Below are 20,157 nucleotides of genomic sequence, written 5' to 3'. Positions count from 1 at the left end.
TAGTTTGCTAACTATCAATATGGCATTGGTGGGGAAAGCTGGTCAAGTTTTGAAACAATTCTCATGCCTGAAGCACATCTGACGTGCCTAGATATCACTCAATAACCTTCCGGCTTCTTGTTCAATAAACTCAAAAACCTCCTCCGGCACGCTGTACTGAAACTGCTTGCGCCGGTTCTTGGAGACCTTCCCGTCATTGTCCAGACACATCATCACCAGCTTCGACAGATCACTCCCGCGCACATCAAAACGTTGATTCACCGCCTTGATCACACGATCGTACCTGTCGAGAAACTCGGTCTCTTCCCGCAGTTCAACCTCCAAGGCACGACGAGCCATTTGCAGGGTGAATTCGACGCAGCGGGTGGCGTCCCAGTAGCGATAAATAGACGGGTGGCCGATGAATTCGAAAGCCATTTGATCGACGTCCAGCCAAGTGACATTCCAAAAGTCGCGAGCAGAATGCGAGAAGTCCTTGAGGGCAGCCAAGTAGTTGGACTCTTCGTGTTTCATCGCTACGGAAACAGGCAGTAAAAGGCCATTTTCCAGCGCACCGGAATGGCAAAGGGTCTGGTGGATCAAGAAACGTGATAGCCGGCCATTGCCGTCCATGAACGGGTGAAGGAAGACGAAGCCAAATGCGGTCACTGCAGCCGCCACCAAGGGGTCGACCTGTTTTGAGGACCGATTGGCGAAGGTCATCAACTCTTCCATCAGTTCACGACACAGATCCGGAGCGGGAGGGACATAGCTGACGCCGGCGGCACCTCTCAAGCCGTTATGCAGGTGGTTCTGTTCATGGCGAAACAGGACGGCCTTATCGAAAGGGTTGGAAACGGTGCTGTTCTGCAGTTCGACCAGATAGTCTTCACTCAACTCGCGCCCCTCATGAGCCTGGCGCAACAGTTGAACAAAACGACGAGACTTCTCTTCGCTGGGTTCTTCTTTCTCGATGGCGAAGGAGTCGCGGGTTTCGTGGAGATAAGCCCAGTTGATGGCACGATCCATCATTTCGGGCGGCAAAGTCGCCATGAAGGCTTTGGCTCGACCGAGAATGTCGAGACTGAGCAGGGTTTCGAGTTCAGGTGTTCGTTCCACGGTGGCACAGTAACGCAGAGAACCCAAACCGTTGAAATCGATACGCCAGCGGCTGTTGCGCACAGCCGGGCCGGTTACATAGAGCTTTGGATCAAATAGCGCGACGACACCGCCCCGCACCGGCACCGAATACTCAAGCTGCTGCCCGGTGAAGCTCTCCCACAAGAAACAGGCCTTGCGGATAAATACGCCATTTGGGGATTTGGCCAACTCATCCAGCAGTTGCTCAGCAGAAACAATTTCAAGCGCCTGGGCAAGAATGCAGAGATTGACGCCTTCGTGCTTGAGGGCAAAAAGAATATGCTCAAGCATTGAACCTTGAACGGGTGCCACAGACTGTGGAACAGCCAAGCAATCACCGATCAATGTGATACGAGTGACAGGCTTGATCATCGCCGCGCGTTTGGGTGCGAAGGCCTTGAGATTCAGCGCATCGCGCAGGTAGGCGTATCCAACAACAGGCATGGCGAGCTTCCACGGAAAAAATTCACTTTGGCGATTAAAGCCCAGATTTTTTTACCACTCACCAGTTTTTTTTACATTTCGCCATTTTTCTCCAGATTTTTTTACACCCCCCGCCCCTTCCTCAGCATTACATCCAACTGATCCACCACCTCCGCCCAATCCGCGTCATCCAGAATTTCCTCACGCAGTAACTCTGCCTGGCTCTCGCTCCAGAAGAACGCGTCCGCCAGGTGCAGTTCGGGTTTTAGCGGTGAATGGGTGGCGATGAATTTATCAATGCTTTCGGGGTCGTCAGGCAGGCCGAGTTGTTTGAACAGGGCCGGGAGGCTGTGGGTGGGGGATTCCATGTCGGGCTCCTTCGTGATGGCTGAATGAGGGTGACCGCGACGCGGCCATTCGCGGGCACGCCCGCTGCCACAGGTTTTTTGCAATTCCTGTGGAGGTGGGCTTGCCCGCGATGACGGCGGTTACGCCGACAGACTCAACTCGCAGACCTCGGCATGCGGCACCATTTTCAGATATTCCGGTACGCTCATGTGTACCAGGTTGTTGTGGTTGCCGGCTTCGAGGTAGATGTCTTTCTGCCGGGTCAGCATCGGGTCAATGACCATGTCCAGTCCATAGGATTCGCCCAATGCAGGCACGGCGCCGCGTTCGCAATCGTCGAACAGGCGCGGCAAATTGCTTTCCCGGGTGACTTGCCATTCGCTGCTGCCACGGACTTTGCTCAGGTCCAGGTGACGGCTGGCGGGCAGTACGGCCATCAAGTAATGCCCGTGGCGATCGTCGAGGATCACCGATTTGGCCACCCGTTCAGCGGGGATGCCCGCGAGCCGTGCCGTTTCAAGGCTGCTGGCCGAGTGCGGATGGGAAACGATGTCATATTCGCAGTGCGCCTTTTCCAGGCTGTTCTGCACGGTTCTTGCCATACGCATGATGCACCTCGGTGTCCGCAACAACGAATGGCGGACGATGGTTGAAATTTTTCTCTCCATTAAAAGTCTAGGCCCGCTGGTGGGATCCGGCGGGAAATCCGCCCGTCGGATACGGTCTACAACTGGTCAAAAATCATACAGCCGCAGGCTCAACTAGACTTGTATACAGAGCCACGAACGGCTCGCGGACGGATGACTCTCCCGGAGGGTCAAGTGAACATTCGTTGCTGGGTAATTGCGCTGCTGTTGGCCCTGAGCGGACCGGTTTTCGCAGCGGACACCGTTGTAGTGCTGGTTCCCGACCCGATCGGGATCTGGCTGATCACCTTTGGCATCGTGTTTATGATCGCCGAGGCGGCCTTGCCCAATTTCGGTGTGGTCGGTTTGGGCGGCATTGTGATGTTTGTGATCGGCGCGGTGATTCTGACCAATGCCGAAGTGCCTGTTCCGTTGATCATCGGCCTGGGGCTGATCAGTGGGCTTCTGTTGATTTTCCTGCTGATTCGCGCCTTGAAAACCCGACCGCGCCGCAACTTCAGCGGCGACGCCGAATTGCTGGGCAGCGTGACGCCGATAACGTCGTTGCAGGCTGGCAATGCTTATGTCGGCTGGGTGCACCTGCAAGGCGAACAATGGCAAGTCATGAGTGCCACACCGCTTAAACCGGGACAACAGGTCCGGGTGGTGGCACGCAAGGGTCTACTGCTGCAAGTGGCCGCGACTGACGCGGCACCGGGTGGAGAATAGTCATGGGTCTGCAATTGGGTTTTGCCGCGCTGCTGTTATTGCTGATTGCACTGGCGGGGTCGACTTTCCGCATTCTGCGCGAATACGAACGCGGCGTGGTGTTCCAGCTCGGACGCTTCTGGCAGGTCAAGGGCCCGGGTCTGATCCTGCTGATTCCGGCGGTTCAACAAATGGTTCGTGTCGATCTGCGGACCGTGGTGCTCGACATACCGCCGCAAGACGTGATCACCCGCGACAACGTCTCGGTCAAGGTCAATGCAGTGCTGTATTTTCGCGTGCTCGATCCGCAAAAGGCGATCATTCAGGTCGAAGACTTTCTCATGGCCACCAGCCAACTGGCCCAGACCACATTGCGGGCGGTGCTCGGTAAACATGAACTCGATGAGTTGCTGGCCGAACGGGAACGACTGAACGTCGACGTCCAGCAAGTGCTCGATGCCCAGACCGATGCCTGGGGCATCAAGGTGGCCACCGTCGAGATCAAGCACGTAGACCTCAACGAATCGATGATTCGCGCCATCGCCAAACAGGCCGAAGCCGAACGGGAACGCCGGGCCAAGGTGATCCACGCCGAAGGCGAATTGCAGGCCTCGGAAAAACTCATGCAGGCTGCCGAAATGCTCGGGCGCCAGCCGGGAGCCATGCAGCTGCGTTACATGCAGACGCTGAGTGCGATCGCGGGGGACAAGAGTTCAACCATCGTCTTCCCGCTGCCGATCGAGTTACTCAAGGGGATGGCGGATTTGTCGTCAAAATCCTGAGCCGATCTTTTTCCAACGCCTCATACGGTTCCCGCGCCCAGCGTTCCACCCGCTCACGAAGCAACGCCGAGGCTTCGCGATGCTTGCCTTCGCTGTCGTCGACAAACACCTGCGACGGTTGCTTGGCATGTTGCCCCGCCGCCGCAAACACCTGCCGGCGCTGCTCGATGTCCAAAGCAAAGAACGTTGCCAACCGCCCCGCCATGGCCTGCGGCAATTCGCTGTAATTCACCGCCCGGCCACCAAACGCCTGGCATTGCGCCAACCCCGACGCCAGCAACCGCGCCAATCGCCGAGCGATGTAATCCTCACGGCCGCTGAACGCAAGTTCGTCATCCAGCACACTGGCGCCGATCATCCCCGGCACCATGTGCACGCCCGGGCGACGCAGATGCGAGACAGCGATTTCCAGCGGATCGCGATAAAGAAACAGCCACGGCGTTTCGGGGAAGCATTCACGCAGCAACGGCAGTTCACCGATGTTCCAGGCGTCGAGTTTGATCACCAACCGTTGCTCCACACCACGTCGACATTGTCCGTAGGCCGACAGTAACCCCTTGATCGCGGCACGACGCTCGACGGCAGGCAAATCGCTGCGCAGCAACACGTCCAGTGGCGGTGGTTCGCTGATGACAATGTGATTGTCGAGTCGCGCCAGCATCTGGCTGATCAGGGTCGAGCCACAGCGGGACGCGTGAAAGATAAAAGCGCTCGGCGTCAGGCCGGGACTGCAAGCCCGCCAGTCCGCGAGGGTCGACAACGCCGTTTTCCGCCGAAACGCCTGATTGAACGGCAGCCGCAGCGCATCCTCCACGGCATCACGAAAAAACGGCTGATGCAGCCGCGAGTCACCGAACCAGCACCAGTCGACTTGCCATGCTCCAGCCTCTTGCCACACGCGAATCGGCAACCAGCCCTTGAGGTTCAGGCGCTCCATTGTTCAGTCCACTGTCGGCGACCGTCGCGCATCGCCGCGCGCAGTTCTTCGCGGGTGAACACGAGGCCACGCTCGGCGGCCAACGCCAGGGTGCAGGCGATAAAGGCTTCGTTGTCCGGCAAACCTTGCAAGGTCTTGCACAGCTGCGGATCGCTGGCCAACAGTGCCTTGAATTGCTCTAAAGCTTGATGACCGATTTGCGGCGACGGCGTGGTTGCCAGCCCGTCGATAATCGCCTGCTCCAGCCAGGCGCCGGGCCGGCAATCGAGCACCAGATGAATCCGTGCCCGGGTATCGCGATTGTCCACGCGATGGGGCCGCGAGAGGTCGAGATACCAGCATTCACCAGCGGTCATCGGCATGCGCTGGCCGTCCAGCATGAAGTCCACATGGGGTGGGCTGAGCAGCGGGATATGCAGACGCAAGTCCGCATCCGGTTCGCCCAGGTCATAGTCACGATGCTCATGGATACGCCCGCCAGGGCCGAGCCGCAACAGGCGCGCGCAGACGATCTCCAGCGGCAGATCCCGCAGGCCTCGCTGCCATCGAGCATCCCGCCGCCAGGGTTCGCGCCACTGCGGCTCACCGCGGCCGGGTGCCAGTTCCGTCAAGGCATCGGTTGCGGAAATCAGCGCCACACCGCTCCAGTCGCCGGTGCAGTAAGCGCTATTGAAGTGACCGTGCCAGTCGTTCTCACCGATCGCCGCCAACGCCTGCAACAGCAACGGTAAATCCACCGTCACCGGCAACCGTGAGAATGCCGGTCGGCTCATCGTTTTGGCAGCACCGCACATTCGCCGAGCCAGGTCAGCAAACGGTCAAGACAGGCCTCGACCGAATGCGTGCCCGTGTCGAGCACCAATGACGGGCAAGGCGGCGGTTCGTAAGGCGCCGAAACACCGGTAAATCCCGCCAACTCACCCCGTCGGGCCCGAGCGTAATGACCTTTGGGATCACGCTGTTCACATACCGCCAAAGAAGCACTGCACCAGACTTCGCGATAATCCTCGCCCAACCGTCCGGCGAACAATTCACGCAGTTCCACCAAGGGCGCGATCATCGCGAGGATGACTATCTGCCCGTTCTCGACCAACAGCGCCGCCAGTTCACTGGCACGACGGATGTTTTCCAGACGATCGCCATCGGTAAACTCCAGGTCACGATTGAGCCCGACCCGCAGTCCATCGCCATCGAGCACCACACTCTGCATGCCATGTTCGAACAACTCGGCGTGCAGAGCCTGGGCCAGCGTCGACTTGCCCGCCGCTGGTAAACCAGTCAGCAGAATCGCTGTGCCGCGATGGCCGTTGCGGGCCTCCCGTTGGGCGCGGCTGATGCTCGCCGTCGGCGCCAGCAGATCAGCGGACCGGGGCATGGGCCACCGGCACCGTGATATCGCCCGCCGCCCACGCCGCTTCGCGATTGGCCAGCGCCGTGGCGATGGACTGGACTTCGGTAGATTGCACCTCGTCCGGCAGCGGATCGAGACCGGCGCTGGCGAAGATTTGCCCGTAAGCGTTGCGCAGGTCAGCGTAGGACAGGTCGCGACGCAGATCGGCCTGCAACGTGTTCAGCTCGCCCTGGATCAGATCCAGTTCGCCCAGCCCGGCCGCCTGATAGCGGTTGCGCAGCTGGCCGATGATTTGCCCGTCGATGTTCGACAACTGCTGATTGGTCTGGAACTGCCGCAGTGCTTCGCGGTAGTTGGCGTTGGCCACGTAGAGCTGGGCCAACACTGCGATGGACATCGCCTGACGACGTGCCGTGGCGACTTCTTCGCCGGCCTTGGCGACGTCGATCGCGGCGGGTGCGGAAATCACATTGAACAGGTTCCAGGTGACTTTCACCCCGTAATCCGCCCAGCTCTGTTCCACCAAAAACGAGTTGCTGTCGTAATGCCCGCCAGCGGAGAACTCCAGCCCTGGTAACAGGCGCAGCATGGCTTTGCGGGTTTCGGCCGCGCTGATGCGGGTCTGGTAATCCTGCTCTCGCAGCTCCGGCCGACTGGTCAAAGCTTCCTGTTCCAGGCTGGCGAGGTCGACCTTGAGTTCCGGAATGACATAGTCGTCCTGGGTCGCCAGCGTCAGATTGGTACTCGGAGGCAGGTTGATCAGGGTCGCCAGTTCGGTTTTCGCCAGCGACAGTGCGCGGCGTTGCTCCTCCAGTTGCCGCGTGGCTTCGATCAGCGAGCGCTGATAACCCAGCGACTGAATTGGATCGCCGATGCGCTGCTCGCTCATGCTCTGGCTATTGTTGCGAGCGGTTTCGACTCGGGCCATCAGGCTGTCGATCTGCTTGAGCAAACGTTCGGCGGCCATGGCTCGCCAATAGGCCGAGCGCACGTCCTGGACGATGGTGTTGATCACCTTGCGCCGACGTTCCTGCACGATCAGCCGCTGATCGCCCTGTTGTTTGGCGCTGATATAGCTGACGCCGAAGTCGAGCACGTTCCAGACCATGGTCAGGTCCGCCACGTCACGGTCGCGGTCCTGGGAGGTCGACGGCTCCAGGGACTGGGTGCCGGTGCGCACGCTCTGGCTGCTGGAGGCGTTGACGTTGTTGCGTCCCACGTAACCGGCATCCAGCGCCATGCGCGGCAGCATGTCGAAACTGGCGAGGTCGAGTTGGCGTTTGGCCAGGGCCTCTTCCATGATCTTGAGCCGGCCTTCGAGGTTGTATTTCACCGCGCGGGCCATGGCCTGGTGCAGGGTCAGCGGTCCGCTGAGGGGCTCCTGACCCTTGTACATGTTTTGCAGATCGCTTTTGGCGCGCTGTTGGCTGACGCTGCGTTCGATCGGTTGACTGGTAACTGCACATCCGCTGATCGCCAGCGCCAGCAAGCTGGCGCCGAACAACTTCTGACTTCTTTTCATCCCTGTATTGCCCCCGGTGCCGCACTGCTTTAATGGTTTTTCAGGCCTGCATTTCACTGATGCCGACCTGGCGCAAAGCCGCGGCCAGGCTGTCGACCTGCCGTTGCTCGGTGTCTTTGAGTTGTTGCAATTGCTGGCCTAGAGTCGGTGCGCCAAACACGCCGCGCAGCCCTTGGGAAGCATCCCCCGCTTTGATTGACTGATTACCAAAGGTGTTCAGCGAATCCCCCTCGCTACTGGTGTTCTGATTGAACAAGCTCGACAGCGTGCTGCTGCCGAAGACCCCTCCATCGCCCCCGCCAAAGCCGAGGAAGCCGTGGCCTGAGCCATCGCCACCGTTGTCGCTGCTGGTGAATACCTGGGCAATAAAACTCGGCGTCAGCGCCCCGTGGTTAATGAAAATGTCGCCCAGAGGCCGAATGCCATTGCCCATCACCCGTTGTTCAAACAACGGGGCAAAGGTCAGTGGCGAGCCGAGATCGCCAGTGGGTGGGGTGAAGATGATCGGTTGCAATGGCACGTTCGGTGGATCGGCCACGACCACCGGTGTCAAGACCAAGGGAGGGGGCGTCGGTACGGTGTCGATCGTGTAGTTATTGGATACCGCAACGCTGGCGCCCAGGTTGCCCGCCAGGTCCGTCACATTGCTGGTGTCCAGCGCAATGAAATTACTTGGGTCGGTGATGTTCGCGGTGGGCGTGAAGGTGCCGGTCCAGGTCTTGCCGCCGTCGCTGCTGGCCAGATTGGTCAGTTCACCGTTGGTCACGCTCAAGTCCGACAAATCGAAGTTGCTGACCGCTTCGCTGAACGTGAAGGTCACCAGCGACGTCTGGCCAATCCCCAGCACCGGGTTGGCAACCACGATGCTGACGGTCGGGCGGGTCGCATCAAGTGCGTAGTTGTTGGAGATGGCGATGCTGGCGCCGGCATTGCCCGCAACGTCGAGCACATTGCCGGTGTCGAGCAGGATCAGGTTGGTCGCATCATTGATGCTTGCGGTCGGCGTGAGTGTGGCGGTCCAGGTCACTCCGCCGTCGCTGCTGGCCAGGTTGGACAACACGCCATTGGCCACGCTGAGGTCCGACAGGTCGAAACCGGACACCGCTTCGCTGAAGGTAAAGGTCACCGTGGTGGTCTCGCCGATACCCAGTTTATTGTCCGCGACCACAATGGTCGCGGTCGGGCGCGCGGTGTCGATGGCGTAGTTGTTGGAGTCAGTCACGCCGACGCCGCTGTTGCCCGACACGTTGGTCACACCGCTGTTGTCCAGGCTGATCAGGTTCGTGGTGTCCGTGACGCCGGCTGCAGGGGTGAACGTCGCGGTCCAGGTCACGCCGCCATCGCTGGACGAAACGCTGCTGAGGGTGCCGTTGGCGACTGTCAGGTCAGCATTGGTAAAACCGCTCACCGCTTCGCTGAAGGTAATGGTCACCAGCGAGGTTTCACCGGCCTTGAGGGCACTGTCGGCAACGACGATGGTGGCGGTCGGCACCTGGGTTTCCACTACATAGTTGGCCGAGTTGGTGGTGCCTGCTCCAGTGTTGCCAGCCACGTCCGACACGCCGCTGTTGTTCAGGGTAATGAGGTTGCTGGCGTCGGTAATCCCGGCAGTCGGGGTGAAGGTCGCGGTCCAGGTGAGGCCACCGTCGCTGCTGCTGACCGCGCTCAAGGTACCGTTGGCGACGCTCAAGTCACTGTTGTCGAAACCCGTCACCGCTTCGCTGAAGGTGATGGTCACCAGGGCGGTTTCCCCCGGCTTCAGGGTCGAATCACTCAACACAATAGTGGCGGTCGGGCGCTGGCTGTCGATGGCGTAGTTGTTGGAATCCGTGGTGCCGCTGCCGGCGTTGCCCGCCAGATCGCTGATCCCGGTGTTGTCCAGGGTGATCAGGTTGGTGGTGTCGTTGATGCCCGCCGAAGGCGTGAAGGTCGCCGTCCAGGTGATGCCGCCATCGCTGCTGCTCACCGCGCTCAGCGTACCGTTGGCGATGGTCAGGTCGGCGTTGGTGAAACCGCTCACCGCTTCGCTGAAGGTGATGGTCACCAGCGAGGTTTCGCCGATTTGCAGCGCCGTGTCCGCGACCACGATGGTAGCCGTCGGGCGCACGGTGTCGATGGCGTAGTTGTTGGAATCGGTGGTGCCGCTGCCCACGTTACCGGAGGCGGCCGCCTGCACGCCGGTGTTGTCCAGGGTGATCAGGTTGGTCGCGTCGGTGTTGCTGGCGGTCGGGGTGAACGTGGCCGTCCAAGTGATGCCGCCATCGCTGCTGCTCACTGCCGTGAGCGTACCGTTGGCGATGGTCAGGTCGGCATTGGTGAAACCGGTCACCGCTTCACTGAAGGTAATGGTCACCAGCGACGTTTCACCGATTTTCAGCGCGTTGTCGGCCACCACGATGGTGGCCGTTGGCAGCACCGTATCGATGGTGTAGTTGCCCGAGTTGGTGGTGCCGCTGCCGGTGTTGCCGGCCACATCGGTCACACCGGTATTGTTCAGGGTGATGACGTTGCTCGTGTCATTCACGCCGGCGGTTGGGGTGAAGGTCGCGGTCCAGGTGATGCCGCCATCGCTGCTGCTCACTGCCGTGAGCGTACCGTTGGCGATGGTCAGGTCGGCATTGGTGAAACCGGTCACCGCCTCGGAGAAGGTGATCGTCACCAACGATGTTTCTCCGGCACTCAGGGCGGCGTCCGCCAGGACGATGGTGGCCGTCGGGCGTTGGCTGTCGACGGCGTAATTGTTGGAGTCGGTGGTGCCGCTTCCAGTATTGCCGGCCCCATCGGTCACCCCGGTGTTGTCCAGAGTAATCAGATTGGTCGCATCGGTGATGCTCGCCGCCGGTGTCAGGGTTGCGGTGTAGGTGATGTTATCGCTGGTGCTCAGACTGCTCAGGGTACCGTTGCTCACCGTCAGGTCGGCGAGGCTGAAGCCGGTCACCGCCTCGGAGAAGGTGATGGTCACTACCGAAGTCTGACCCACCGCCAGCGCCGAGTCCGCGACCACGATGGTGGCCGTCGGGCGCACGGTATCGATGGCGTAGTTGTTCGAATCGGTGGTGCCGCTGCCCACGTTACCGGAGGCAGCCGCCTGCACGCCGGTGTTGTCCAGGGTGATCAGGTTGGTCGCGTCGGTGATGCTGGTGGTCGGGGTGAACGTGGCCGTCCAGGTGATGCCGCCGTCGCTGCTGCTCACCGCGCTCAGCGTGCCGTTGGCGATGGTCAGGTCGGCGTTGGTGAACCCGGTCACCGCTTCGCTGAAGGTGATCGTCACCAGTGAGGTTTCACCGATTTTCAGCGCATTGTCGGCCACCACGATGGTCGCCGTCGGCAGCACCGTATCGATGGTGTAGTTGCCGGAGTTGGTGGTGCCGCTGCCGGTGTTGCCCGCCAGATCACTGACCCCGGTGTTGTTCAGGGTGATGACGTTGCTCGAGTCATTCACGCCGACGGTCGGGGTGAAGGTCGCGGTCCAGGTGATGCCGCCGTCACTGCTGCTCACCGCCGTGAGCGTACCGTTGGCAATCGTCAGGTCGGCGTTGGTGAAACCGCTCACCGCTTCGCTGAAGGTAATGGTCACCAGCGAGGTTTCGCCTGCGGTCAGCGTCGTATCCGCGACCACGATGGTGGCCGTCGGACGCACGGTGTCGATGGCGTAGTTATTGGAATCGGTGGTGCCGCTGCCGGCGTTGCCCGCCAGGTCGCTGATCCCGGTGTTGTTCAGGGTGATCAGGTTGGTGGTGTCGTTGATGCTGGCGGTCGGGGTGAAGGTCGCGGTCCAGGTGATGCCGCCGTCGCTGCTGCTCACCGCAGTGAGCGTACCGTTGGCGATGGTCAGGTCCGCATTGGTGAAACCGCTCACCGCTTCGCTGAAGGTGATGGTCACCAGCGAGGTTTCGCCGATTCTCAGCGCCGAATCCGCGACCACGATGGTGGCCGTCGGGCGCACGGTGTCGATGGCATAGTTGTTGGAGTCGGTCGTGCCAGTGCCCACGTTACCGCTGGCGGCCGCCTGCACGCCAGAGTTGTCCAGGGTGATCAGGTTGGTCGCGTCGGTGATGCTGGCAGTCGGGGTGAACGTCGCCGTCCAGGTAATGCCGCCGTCACTGCTGCTCACCGCGCTCAGCGTACCGTTGGCGATGCTCAGGTCGGCGTTGGTGAAACCGGTTACCGCCTGATCGAAGGTGATGGTCACCAGTGAGGTTTCACCGATTTTCAGAGCGTTGTCGGCTACCACGATGGTCGCGGTCGGCGGGGCGGTGTCGATGGCGTAGTTGTTCGAATTGGTGGTGCCGCTGCCGGTGTTGCCCGCCAGATCACTGACCCCGGTGTTGTTCAGGGTGATCAGGTTGGTGGTGTCGTTGATGCCCGCCGAAGGCGTGAAGGTCGCCGTCCAGGTGACACCGCCGTCGCTGCTGCTCACCGCGCTCAGCGTACCGTTGGCGATAGTCAGGTCGGCGTTGGTGAAACCGCTGACCGCTTCGCTGAACGTAATGGTCACCAGCGAGGTTTCACCCGCGGTCAGCGTTGTATCGGCCACCACAATCGTGGCGGTCGGGCGCACCGTGTCGATGGCGTAGTTGTTGGAGTCGGTGGTGCCGCTGCCGGCGTTGCCCGCCAGGTCGCTGATCCCAGTGTTGTCCAGGGTGATCAGGTTGGTGGTGTCGTTGATGCTCGCCGAAGGAGTAAACGTCGCGGTCCAGGTGATGCCGCCGTCGCTGCTGCTTACCGAGGTAAGCGTACCGTTGGCGATGGTCAGGTCGGCGTTGGTGAGGCCGGTGACCGCTTCGTTGAAGGTGATGGTCACCAGCGAGGTTTCGCCGATTTTCAGCGCATTGTCCGCCACCACGATGGTGGCCGTCGGGCGCACCATGTCGATCGCATAGTTGTTGGAGTCGGTCGTGCCGCTGCCGGCATTGCCGACAGCATCGATGACCCCGGTGTTGTCCAGGGTGATCAGGTTAGTTGTGTCGCTGATGCTGGCGGTCGGGGTAAAGGTCGCCGTCCAGGTGATGCCGCCGTCACTGCTGCTCACCGCCGTGAGCGTACCGTTGGCAATCGTCAGGTCGGCGTTGGTGAGACCGCTCACCGCTTCGCTGAAGGTGATCGTCACCAGTGAGGTTTCGCCGATTTTCAGCGCATTGTCCGCCACCACGATGGTCGCGGTCGGACGGAGCGTATCGATCGCATAGTTGTTCGAATCGGTGGTGCCGCTCCCGGTGTTGCCCGCCAGATCGCTGATCCCGGTGTTGTTCAGGGTGATCAGGTTGGTCGTGTCATTGACGCTGGCCGAAGGCGTGAAGGTCGCGGTCCAGGTGATGCCGCCATCGCTGCTGCTCACCGCCGTGAGCGTACCGTTGGCAATCGACAGATCGGCATTGGTGAAGCCGCTGACCGCTTCGCTGAACGTGATGGTCACCAGCGAGGTTTCACCAACACTCAGGCTGGTATCGGCCACCACCAGGGTCGCGGTCGGGCGCACCGTGTCGATGGCGTAGTTGTTCGAATCAGTGGTGCCGCTCCCGGCGTTGCCCGCCAGGTCGCTGACCCCGGTGTTGTCCAGGGTGACCAGGTTGGTCGCGTCGGTGATGCTGGCGGTCGGGGTGAAGGTCCCCGTCCAGGTAAGGCCGCCGTCACTGCTGCTCACCGCAGTGAGTGTACCGTTGGCAATGGTCAGGTCGGCGTTGGTGAGGCCGGTGACCGCTTCGTTGAAGGTGATGGTCACCAGCGAGGTTTCACCCACCTTGAGGGCCGTGTCGGCAAACACGATGCTGGCCGTCGGGCGTACGGTGTCGACCGTGTAGTTATTGGAGTTGGTGGTGCCGACGCCGGCGGTGCCCAGGCCGTTTATCACGCCGGTGTTGTCCAGGGTGATGACGTTGGTCGTATCGGAAATACTGGCGGACGGGGTGAACGTTGCCGTCCAGGTGATGCCGCCATCGCCGCTGGTTACCGCCGTCAAGGTGCCGTTGGCGATGGTCAAGTCCGCGTTGGTGAAACCGGTCACGGCCTCGGAGAACGTGATCGTCACCAAGGACGTTTCGCCGATGCTCAGCGTGGTATCAGCGACCACAATGGTCGCAGTCGGCGGTGGCGAATACGCGGTGTTGAGTACACCGCCGTCGTTGTAGATAGTCGAGAAGGAGGTCGGCGAGGTGCCGGTTGAACCTCCGCCCTGCGCGGTACCGCCTGCACCACTGGCTGCGGCATTACCGGCCAGGGCCGCGAAGTTGGCGGCCGTGATCAGCAGCGTGCCTTTGTTCCAGATCGCACCGACGCCCCGACCGCCAATGCCGCCATTACTGGCATTGCTGCCTTGGCCGCCACCACCGCCACCGCCGCCACCGGCGCCGATGTTGTTGCTGATGGTCGACGTGCCGATGACGGTTATGGTGCCGCTGCTGGCGTTGTAGATCCCGCCCACAGCGTTGCCGCCGGCGCCACCTACCTTGTCCCAACCGGCCCCGCCGCCGCCACCGCCAATGGAAATCGTGCCATTGGTGGCCGTCGCACCGTTACCGCCGTTGCTGTAATAGGAAACGCCCACCCCGCCAGCACCGCCAGTGGTGGAACCACCGCGACCGCCCATGTGGGTGGCGTCATAACCGCCGCCATAACCACCGACACCGCCGCTGCCCGCCTGGCCGCCCAATGTGCCGGTGCCCGGCCCTGCCGAACCGCCGTGCCCGCCGCCCTGGCCGCCCAAACCGCCGCCGCCACCGCCGCCACCGCCGTAAAAAGCGCCCGTGACACCGCCGCCACCGCCACCACCGGAAGCCCCGTTGGAGGTCACGGTAACGTTGTTCAGGGTCAGAACCCCGGCGTTGAAAATCCCCCCGGCCATCGCGCCCGTGGCACCGTAGCCGCCGTTGCCGCCATTGCCCGACACCAGGCCACGGGTGATCACCAGGCCATCGAGCGTGACGATACTGCCTGAGCTCACTTCAATCACTCGGGTCTGGTACTGACCATCGAGAATCACATCCGCCGCGCCATCGTTGTTCAAGTCGCCATCAACGGTGACGTTCTTGTTGATCAACAGTTCGGAGGTCAACTGCACCGTCATGCTGCCGCTGAAGGTGACGATATCGCCGTTCTGCGCCGAGGCGAGGGCGGCACGCAACGAGCCGACGCCCGTGTTGGCGTTGTTGGTGGCAGTCCAGGTGGCCAGGCCCCACTGATACTCGCTCATGGCCGTGGTCGAGAGCACGTTGGCGCTTTCGATGTTGCCGGTGGCAATTTCCAGATTCCAGTCGCCACCGACCCCGGTGCGGTTGCTGGAAGCGGCGATATCACGGCCGGTCAGTTGCGCCAGCGAGTCGACGAAACTCAAACCACGCTCACCTTCGGCGGTGTAGCAGCCGTAGATCATGATGTCGCCGCCGACGTTCATGTCCTTGCCGATTTCCGCCAGCACGGCGCTGCGGGCCGCGACGTTATCGGCCGACAGATAACTGTTACCCAGCCACAGATCGCCTGCGTTGCCGTGGGCGATGATCTGCACCGAACTGATGCCTTGATGGGTATCGAGGTAGTCGGCAATCTGCTGCAAGCCGTCCTTGCTCGCGTCCAGCTGAACCACCTGAGTGCCAGGCGCGACGCCTTTAAGCAGGCTGTCGGCGTCCTTGACCCGCGAATCGACGAACACCACGCTTTGCCCCGGCACCGCGACAGGTGTCGGGGTTGGCGTGGCATCGGCCTGGCCGTGGGTGTCCTTGCTGGCGACCGGCTGATCGGCGGTCGGTGCCTTGACCGCGTCGGCCGTGGCATGGGTGTCAGCCTGGGCGGTATCGGCCACCGTGGCGGCTACCGCGCCGTCGAACAGCATGCGGGGCTCCAATGACATGATCATTGGCGAGGCCAGCGCTCGTGCGCCTTCGGTAACCCGCGACTTGCCTTTGCTCCACCACATGCTGCTCACCCGGACTCGAACTTTTGACAGATCAATGAAAACGCCGCGATCAACTGATCGCGGCGTCGGCTTTCATACGAATGACATTGGCGGCGCTGGCTGAACCATCGAGCCAAAAGGACAACTCGGCGTATTGCTTGAACAAATCCGGCGGCAGGATCGTGCGCCTGGACTGCAATTGGACCTTGGCCTTCACCTTGTGCAGCCCCGAGAGGCCAAGGGCCTGGTCGAATTCCGGCGCGTCGTAGGCCAAATGATCGAAATCATGTTCGAACCAGGGTTCACCAATGAAGTCGTAGACCAGCCGCATCACCCGCTCTGGCGCCTGGCTCAGCAGGTCATAATCGATGATCAGCAGTGAGTCGGCGTGTTCGCCGTAATAGGCTTCCTTGAGGGCGGCCCAGGAAAAACCCACCAACCGATTGCGTTGGGCCAGGGTTTCGCAGCGGCTGTAGACCGTGTTGCGTTCGACTGCATCGCCGAACAACTTGGTGTTTTCAAAGGGATTGGCGCGGTACAGGCGCTCGATGCTGTCCATGACCCAGGCGACATTGCGCACACAGGCAATGATCTTGGCTTGAGGGAACAGATCGCTGATCGCCGGCAGGCGCGAACTCCACAAGCGGTTGGTGTCGAACACCACCGGTTTGTCGGCCTTGTCGGCATAGTAAGAATCGAACAGGCCACGCAACAGGCGGCGACGCATAGCGGTGTCGATCACCGCACCGAATTCGCTGCCGGCGCTGCATTGCTCCAGAACGCCGGAAAAGAGTGCGCCCACGGGGCTGGTCATGCCGGCATGAAAACGCGGATTCTGCAAAAGAATCGCAGAAAGCAGGGTCGAGCCCGAGCGCGGCAAGCCGGAGATAAAGTGGAATTGCTGCAATCCATTCACCCGTCATTCAGTCCTTTGTACGACGGAGCGTAGACCATGAATGGCCTTACAGCTAGTGGTGTTTTGATATCAAATCGGAGCTAAATCGACTGGAAAACGCAATTTATATAACTGTTTAAAAGTTGAATCGTTTAAGCCCTGCAACCACGAATTACTTCAGCACATACAAGCGTGCCACGGCGCCTCCCCCCCGGGCTTCGTCGACGCGTCGCCAGCCCGCGGGCAATGGAGCGAACTCGTCCGCCCCCTCGATGCTACCGACCAGCCATACCCGACCAGTGCCTTTGGGCAAGGTGCCGAGGCTATCCAGGTAGATGTCATTGGTCACCAGCGTACCGAAACCGTAGGCGTTCGGCCGGCTCGACCGGCCATCGGCCAATGGTGGCGTGTACAGCATCGGTTTGGTGCTGGTCTGGTTGTAATAGACGTAACTCAGGTACCAGAGCATGTCGCTGGTGACGATTCGGTCACCGGGCATGAAGTGCTGGTTCACGTGGTTGACCATGACGCTGATCTGATCCTCAGTATCCACCGTGGCATTGTTCTTCACCCCCACCAGCTCGACACCGGCAAACAGCAGCAGCACGGCCAGCGCCACGACCTTGAAGTCTGCGTACAAGCGATCGACGGCCAGCGCGACAACCATCGGCAGACCCAAGGCGTAAGCGGTCAGGTAACGCTCGATGAACACCGGCGAGATGAACGACACCGCAAACACCAGCAATAACGGGACCGCGGTGTAGATCACCGCCAGCGCACTGCCACGGAACACACTGCGGTCGCGGGCCAGCGCCACGCCCGCCAGGGCCACCAATGCCAATGGCAGCGCGATAAAAATCAGCGTGGGCAGGTTCTCGCCATCGTCCTGGATCAGAAGCGACCAGATCATCGACGGCAATGAGTCGAGCATGACGGGGGGCTCCCACCCCACATCACCATTGGCCTTGAGCAGATCCAAGTGCTGGATCAGATCGATCAGGCTGGGCACCCACGGCAGGTACAACAGCACAATCGCCACATTGGCCAACCACCAGCCCGAGCGCTGAATGTGCCGCAGCCGATACCCTGGTTGCACACGGATCAGGCCCAGATACAACCAGTGACACAGCACGCACAGCGCGGTGAAGTAATGGGTGTAGAACGCAACTGTCATCAGCAGGGTGTAGATCACCAGATAGCGCGTGCGTTGTGGCCGTTTTATCCAGTACACCAGGGCGATCGTGGCACCGATCAGCCACATCCCCAACAGCGAATACATCCGCACTTCCTGGCTATACCGCACCGCCGTCGGCAACAGCGCCAGCAGAACCCCGGCCAGCAACGCGGCGCGGCGGGTCGCGAGCAGGTCCACCAGCCAGACACCGAGCCCGACCGTGGCAATCCCCGGCAGCGCGCTCAGGCAACGAATCGAAAAAATGCCGTCGCCGAACAGCTCCATCCAGCCATGCAGCAGCATGAAATATAGCGGCGGATGCACATCATGGGCTGCGTGTTCCCAGATCCCGGCCAGGGAGTACTGGCTCAGCAACAGGCTGGACCCTTCGTCACCCCAGATCGCCGCCGCCGTCAGGTCGTAAAAACGCACCAGCGCAGCCAATGCCAGGATCGGCAGCAGCCAGTGCTCCCGTGCCCATCGCAGCAAGCGGCGGGCAGCCGCCCACGAGCCCGGTGTCGCGTGCGGATCCTGAGTGTCACCCAGCGGTGTTTCTCTACGCGCCTCCATTGCCTCCCCTTGCCACCACCCAATGAATTGCGAAGTTTCTCAAGCACTGTAGGACAGGCTCAGGCCCGTCGTCGATGCTGGCTTTACGACGGACGACGTCCGGCAATCATTCCGATCAGCGTCTACGCTTTGGCGTGGCGTGACCCAGCCACGGAGATGAACGGAGTCGGCTGATCACTGCGATCCGCCCGGATAACCGGGCCTGCAATGTGACATATCAGACACTAACCTGAGGGATGAGGAACTATGGAAGTCTTCATGGGCACTATCCAACCTTTCGCCTTTAACTTCGCCCCCAACGGCTGGGCCCTGTGCTACGGCCAGACGCTGGCGATCTCGCAATACCAAGCGCTGTTCTCACTGCTGGGAACCTACTATGGAGGCAATGGCACCACCAATTTCATGCTGCCCAACCTGCAGGGCCGCATGCCGATTGCCCAGGGCAATGGCCTGGGCCTGACCCCGCGCGTCATCGGCGAAGTCTCCGGGACCGAGAACGTCACCGCGACCATCAATAACCTGCCCAACCACACCCACGCCCTGTCCGGGCTCACGGCCACCACCACCCTGCAACTGGCCAGCCCGGCGAGCAACCCGGTCACCAACCCGACCGCGACCAATTCGTACATCGGCGCCTCGGGTGGCGGGCCCGGCTCGGCGAGCATCTACTCCGATCAGCAAGGTGCCGCGGCCGTGCCGCTCAAGGGTGTAACCAGCACGGTGACGGGGGAAATCTCGTCCGCCGGCAATGGTTTACCCATGACGGTGATGAACCCGTTCCTGGTGCTCAACTTCAGCATCGCCCTGAACGGATTGTTCCCTTCGCGTAACTGATGGGCTGGCCGGGGGATGCACACCCCCCGGCCACTTTTGCTTGATGGAGGGATGCCATGCTGCAACAGGTTCAAAGCCACCATTTTCAAGCACTGCTGGGCAAGACCGGGACGCTGCGGCTGCCCGATGGCAGTGAATTACCGATCCATATCGACACCCTGAAAGAAACACCCCATTCACAGATGCCCAAAAGCGAGCGCATGCCCTTCAGCGTCGAGCTCAACAGCCTGCAACCCACCGACTTTGTCGATGGCTTGTGTGCGCTGGAGTTGCCGGAACTGGGCCAGGTGGAAAATATTTTCGTTTCGCGAGTACCGACCATGGGGCGGGATCCCGACGTGGGTTATTTCTACATCGCCTTCAACTGAGAACTTTGTGGGAGCGGGCTTGCTCGCGAAGGGGGCGTGTCAGTCGACAACCATATTGACTGACACGCCCCCTTCGCGAGCAAGCCCGCTCCCACAATAGATTGGAGGTGGATTCAACCCTGCGGGTACCACACCAACCGCTCCGCCGCCGGGTTGCGCTCTTCGACCTGAAACCCCAGCGCCAGGTAATGCTGGCGCGCATGGGAATTGTTGGCCCAGACCACCGTCGCCACCGGGCAACGGATTTGTTGCGCGGCTTTTTGCACGCCTTGCAGCACCGTCCGCCCGTAACCCCGGCCTCGGGCCTGGGGGATGAACGCCAGGTACAGCACGCGAATTTCATTGGGACCGAAGTCGGTGGTCAGCGCGCCGATGGCCGTGTCGAGTTTCTCGATCACGTAATGCATGGCGTTGGGAAAGTTCTCCCCCAGCCCTTGTTCCTGCACATTGAATTGCTGGGCAACCACCTGTTGGACCGCTTCCTGCTCGCCGTCGATCCATTGCAGATCCGGCCGCGCCGCCTGGTAAAGGCTGTGCAGAAAAGGTCCATCGCTGGCCCGCGAAGGCCTGACCACCAAGCCGTCCGCTGCCACTGATTCGGTTTTCGCCATC

15 protein-coding genes are annotated in these 20,157 nt (G+C 61.1%); 4 read left to right on the top strand and 11 right to left on the bottom strand.

Annotated elements, in window-relative coordinates; all coding sequences use genetic code 11:
* Positions 1-87 precede the first annotated feature (87 nt).
* From PSH64_RS00800 to PSH64_RS00790, 3 genes are all read right to left on the bottom strand, one after another.
* A complete protein-coding gene (locus PSH64_RS00800) occupies positions 88-1,563 on the bottom strand; it encodes a Fic family protein (protein WP_305479617.1) in 1,476 nt (491 codons plus the stop codon).
* A gap of 101 nt (positions 1,564-1,664) precedes the next feature.
* Positions 1,665-1,910: a DUF2789 domain-containing protein gene (locus PSH64_RS00795; RefSeq protein WP_018929387.1), complete on the bottom strand. Its 246-nt coding sequence runs from the start codon at positions 1,908-1,910 to the stop codon at positions 1,665-1,667.
* A 120-nt stretch (positions 1,911-2,030) separates the two neighbouring features.
* Positions 2,031-2,498, bottom strand: coding sequence for an aminoacyl-tRNA deacylase (locus PSH64_RS00790; protein WP_305479616.1), 468 nt, complete (start codon positions 2,496-2,498; stop codon positions 2,031-2,033).
* 213 nt (positions 2,499-2,711) lie between these two features.
* On the opposite strand from PSH64_RS00790, the gene PSH64_RS00785 reads away from it, so the two are divergent.
* Complete coding sequence (locus PSH64_RS00785) at positions 2,712-3,245, top strand: NfeD family protein (protein WP_305479614.1); 534 nt, start codon at positions 2,712-2,714, stop codon at positions 3,243-3,245.
* A 2-nt stretch (positions 3,246-3,247) separates the two neighbouring features.
* On the top strand, positions 3,248-4,006 hold the full coding sequence (locus PSH64_RS00780; protein WP_105347475.1) for a slipin family protein: 759 nt from the start codon (positions 3,248-3,250) through the stop codon (positions 4,004-4,006).
* Here PSH64_RS00780 and PSH64_RS00775 read toward each other — a convergent pair.
* From PSH64_RS00775 to PSH64_RS00745, 7 genes are all read right to left on the bottom strand, one after another.
* A complete protein-coding gene (locus tag PSH64_RS00775) occupies positions 3,972-4,943 on the bottom strand; it encodes a sulfotransferase family protein (RefSeq protein WP_305479612.1) in 972 nt (323 codons plus the stop codon). The genes PSH64_RS00780 and PSH64_RS00775 overlap by 35 nt on opposite strands.
* Complete coding sequence (locus PSH64_RS00770) at positions 4,931-5,716, bottom strand: aspartyl/asparaginyl beta-hydroxylase domain-containing protein (RefSeq protein WP_305479611.1); 786 nt, start codon at positions 5,714-5,716, stop codon at positions 4,931-4,933. The genes PSH64_RS00775 and PSH64_RS00770 overlap by 13 nt, the downstream gene beginning before the upstream one ends.
* On the bottom strand, positions 5,713-6,318 hold the full coding sequence (cysC, locus tag PSH64_RS00765; protein ID WP_305479610.1) for an adenylyl-sulfate kinase: 606 nt from the start codon (positions 6,316-6,318) through the stop codon (positions 5,713-5,715). Before cysC ends, PSH64_RS00770 begins: the two co-directional genes overlap by 4 nt.
* Positions 6,302-7,816, bottom strand: coding sequence for a TolC family protein (locus PSH64_RS00760; protein WP_026331886.1), 1,515 nt, complete (start codon positions 7,814-7,816; stop codon positions 6,302-6,304). The genes cysC and PSH64_RS00760 overlap by 17 nt, the downstream gene beginning before the upstream one ends.
* Positions 7,817-7,856: 40 nt before the next feature.
* Complete coding sequence (locus PSH64_RS00755; RefSeq protein ID WP_305479608.1) at positions 7,857-15,725, bottom strand: Ig-like domain-containing protein; 7,869 nt, start codon at positions 15,723-15,725, stop codon at positions 7,857-7,859.
* 49 nt (positions 15,726-15,774) lie between these two features.
* Complete coding sequence (locus PSH64_RS00750; protein WP_019581668.1) at positions 15,775-16,620, bottom strand: sulfotransferase; 846 nt, start codon at positions 16,618-16,620, stop codon at positions 15,775-15,777.
* 151 nt (positions 16,621-16,771) lie between these two features.
* A complete protein-coding gene (locus tag PSH64_RS00745) occupies positions 16,772-18,343 on the bottom strand; it encodes a glycosyltransferase family 39 protein (protein ID WP_305479607.1) in 1,572 nt (523 codons plus the stop codon).
* A gap of 246 nt (positions 18,344-18,589) precedes the next feature.
* On the opposite strand from PSH64_RS00745, the gene PSH64_RS00740 reads away from it, so the two are divergent.
* Entirely contained in the window at positions 18,590-19,177 is a 588-nt protein-coding gene (locus PSH64_RS00740) for a phage tail protein (protein WP_096481501.1), read from the top strand.
* Between the two features lie 56 nt (positions 19,178-19,233).
* Positions 19,234-19,545: a hypothetical protein gene (locus PSH64_RS00735; RefSeq protein WP_019581666.1), complete on the top strand. Its 312-nt coding sequence runs from the start codon at positions 19,234-19,236 to the stop codon at positions 19,543-19,545.
* A 113-nt stretch (positions 19,546-19,658) separates the two neighbouring features.
* On the opposite strand, the gene PSH64_RS00730 is transcribed toward PSH64_RS00735, so the two are convergent.
* Positions 19,659-20,156 (bottom strand): GNAT family N-acetyltransferase, encoded by a 498-nt coding sequence (locus tag PSH64_RS00730; RefSeq protein ID WP_305479604.1) that lies wholly within the window; start codon positions 20,154-20,156, stop codon positions 19,659-19,661.
* Position 20,157: the final 1 nt, after the last annotated feature.

It is taken from the genome of Pseudomonas sp. FP1742, assembly GCF_030687145.1.
Classification (GTDB): Bacteria; Pseudomonadota; Gammaproteobacteria; order Pseudomonadales; family Pseudomonadaceae; genus Aquipseudomonas; species Aquipseudomonas frederiksbergensis_D.
The sequence above is the reverse complement of the archived record's forward strand: the minus strand, read 5'-3'. Positions and strand labels throughout refer to the sequence as shown.

Coding starts and splice junctions, on each gene's coding strand:
- PSH64_RS00770 (WP_305479611.1), bottom strand. CDS start 5,716: ATGAGCCGACCGGCATTCTCACGGTTGCCGGTGACGGTGGATTTACCG.
- PSH64_RS00745 (WP_305479607.1), bottom strand. CDS start 18,343: ATGGAGGCGCGTAGAGAAACACCGCTGGGTGACACTCAGGATCCGCAC.
- PSH64_RS00780 (WP_105347475.1), top strand. CDS start 3,248: ATGGGTCTGCAATTGGGTTTTGCCGCGCTGCTGTTATTGCTGATTGCA.
- PSH64_RS00755 (WP_305479608.1), bottom strand. CDS start 15,725: ATGTGGTGGAGCAAAGGCAAGTCGCGGGTTACCGAAGGCGCACGAGCG.
- PSH64_RS00775 (WP_305479612.1), bottom strand. CDS start 4,943: ATGGAGCGCCTGAACCTCAAGGGCTGGTTGCCGATTCGCGTGTGGCAA.
- PSH64_RS00730 (WP_305479604.1), bottom strand. CDS start 20,156: ATGGCGAAAACCGAATCAGTGGCAGCGGACGGCTTGGTGGTCAGGCCT.
- PSH64_RS00800 (WP_305479617.1), bottom strand. CDS start 1,563: ATGCCTGTTGTTGGATACGCCTACCTGCGCGATGCGCTGAATCTCAAG.
- PSH64_RS00735 (WP_019581666.1), top strand. CDS start 19,234: ATGCTGCAACAGGTTCAAAGCCACCATTTTCAAGCACTGCTGGGCAAG.
- PSH64_RS00740 (WP_096481501.1), top strand. CDS start 18,590: ATGGAAGTCTTCATGGGCACTATCCAACCTTTCGCCTTTAACTTCGCC.
- PSH64_RS00790 (WP_305479616.1), bottom strand. CDS start 2,498: ATGCGTATGGCAAGAACCGTGCAGAACAGCCTGGAAAAGGCGCACTGC.
- PSH64_RS00760 (WP_026331886.1), bottom strand. CDS start 7,816: ATGAAAAGAAGTCAGAAGTTGTTCGGCGCCAGCTTGCTGGCGCTGGCG.
- PSH64_RS00795 (WP_018929387.1), bottom strand. CDS start 1,910: ATGGAATCCCCCACCCACAGCCTCCCGGCCCTGTTCAAACAACTCGGC.
- cysC (WP_305479610.1), bottom strand. CDS start 6,318: ATGCCCCGGTCCGCTGATCTGCTGGCGCCGACGGCGAGCATCAGCCGC.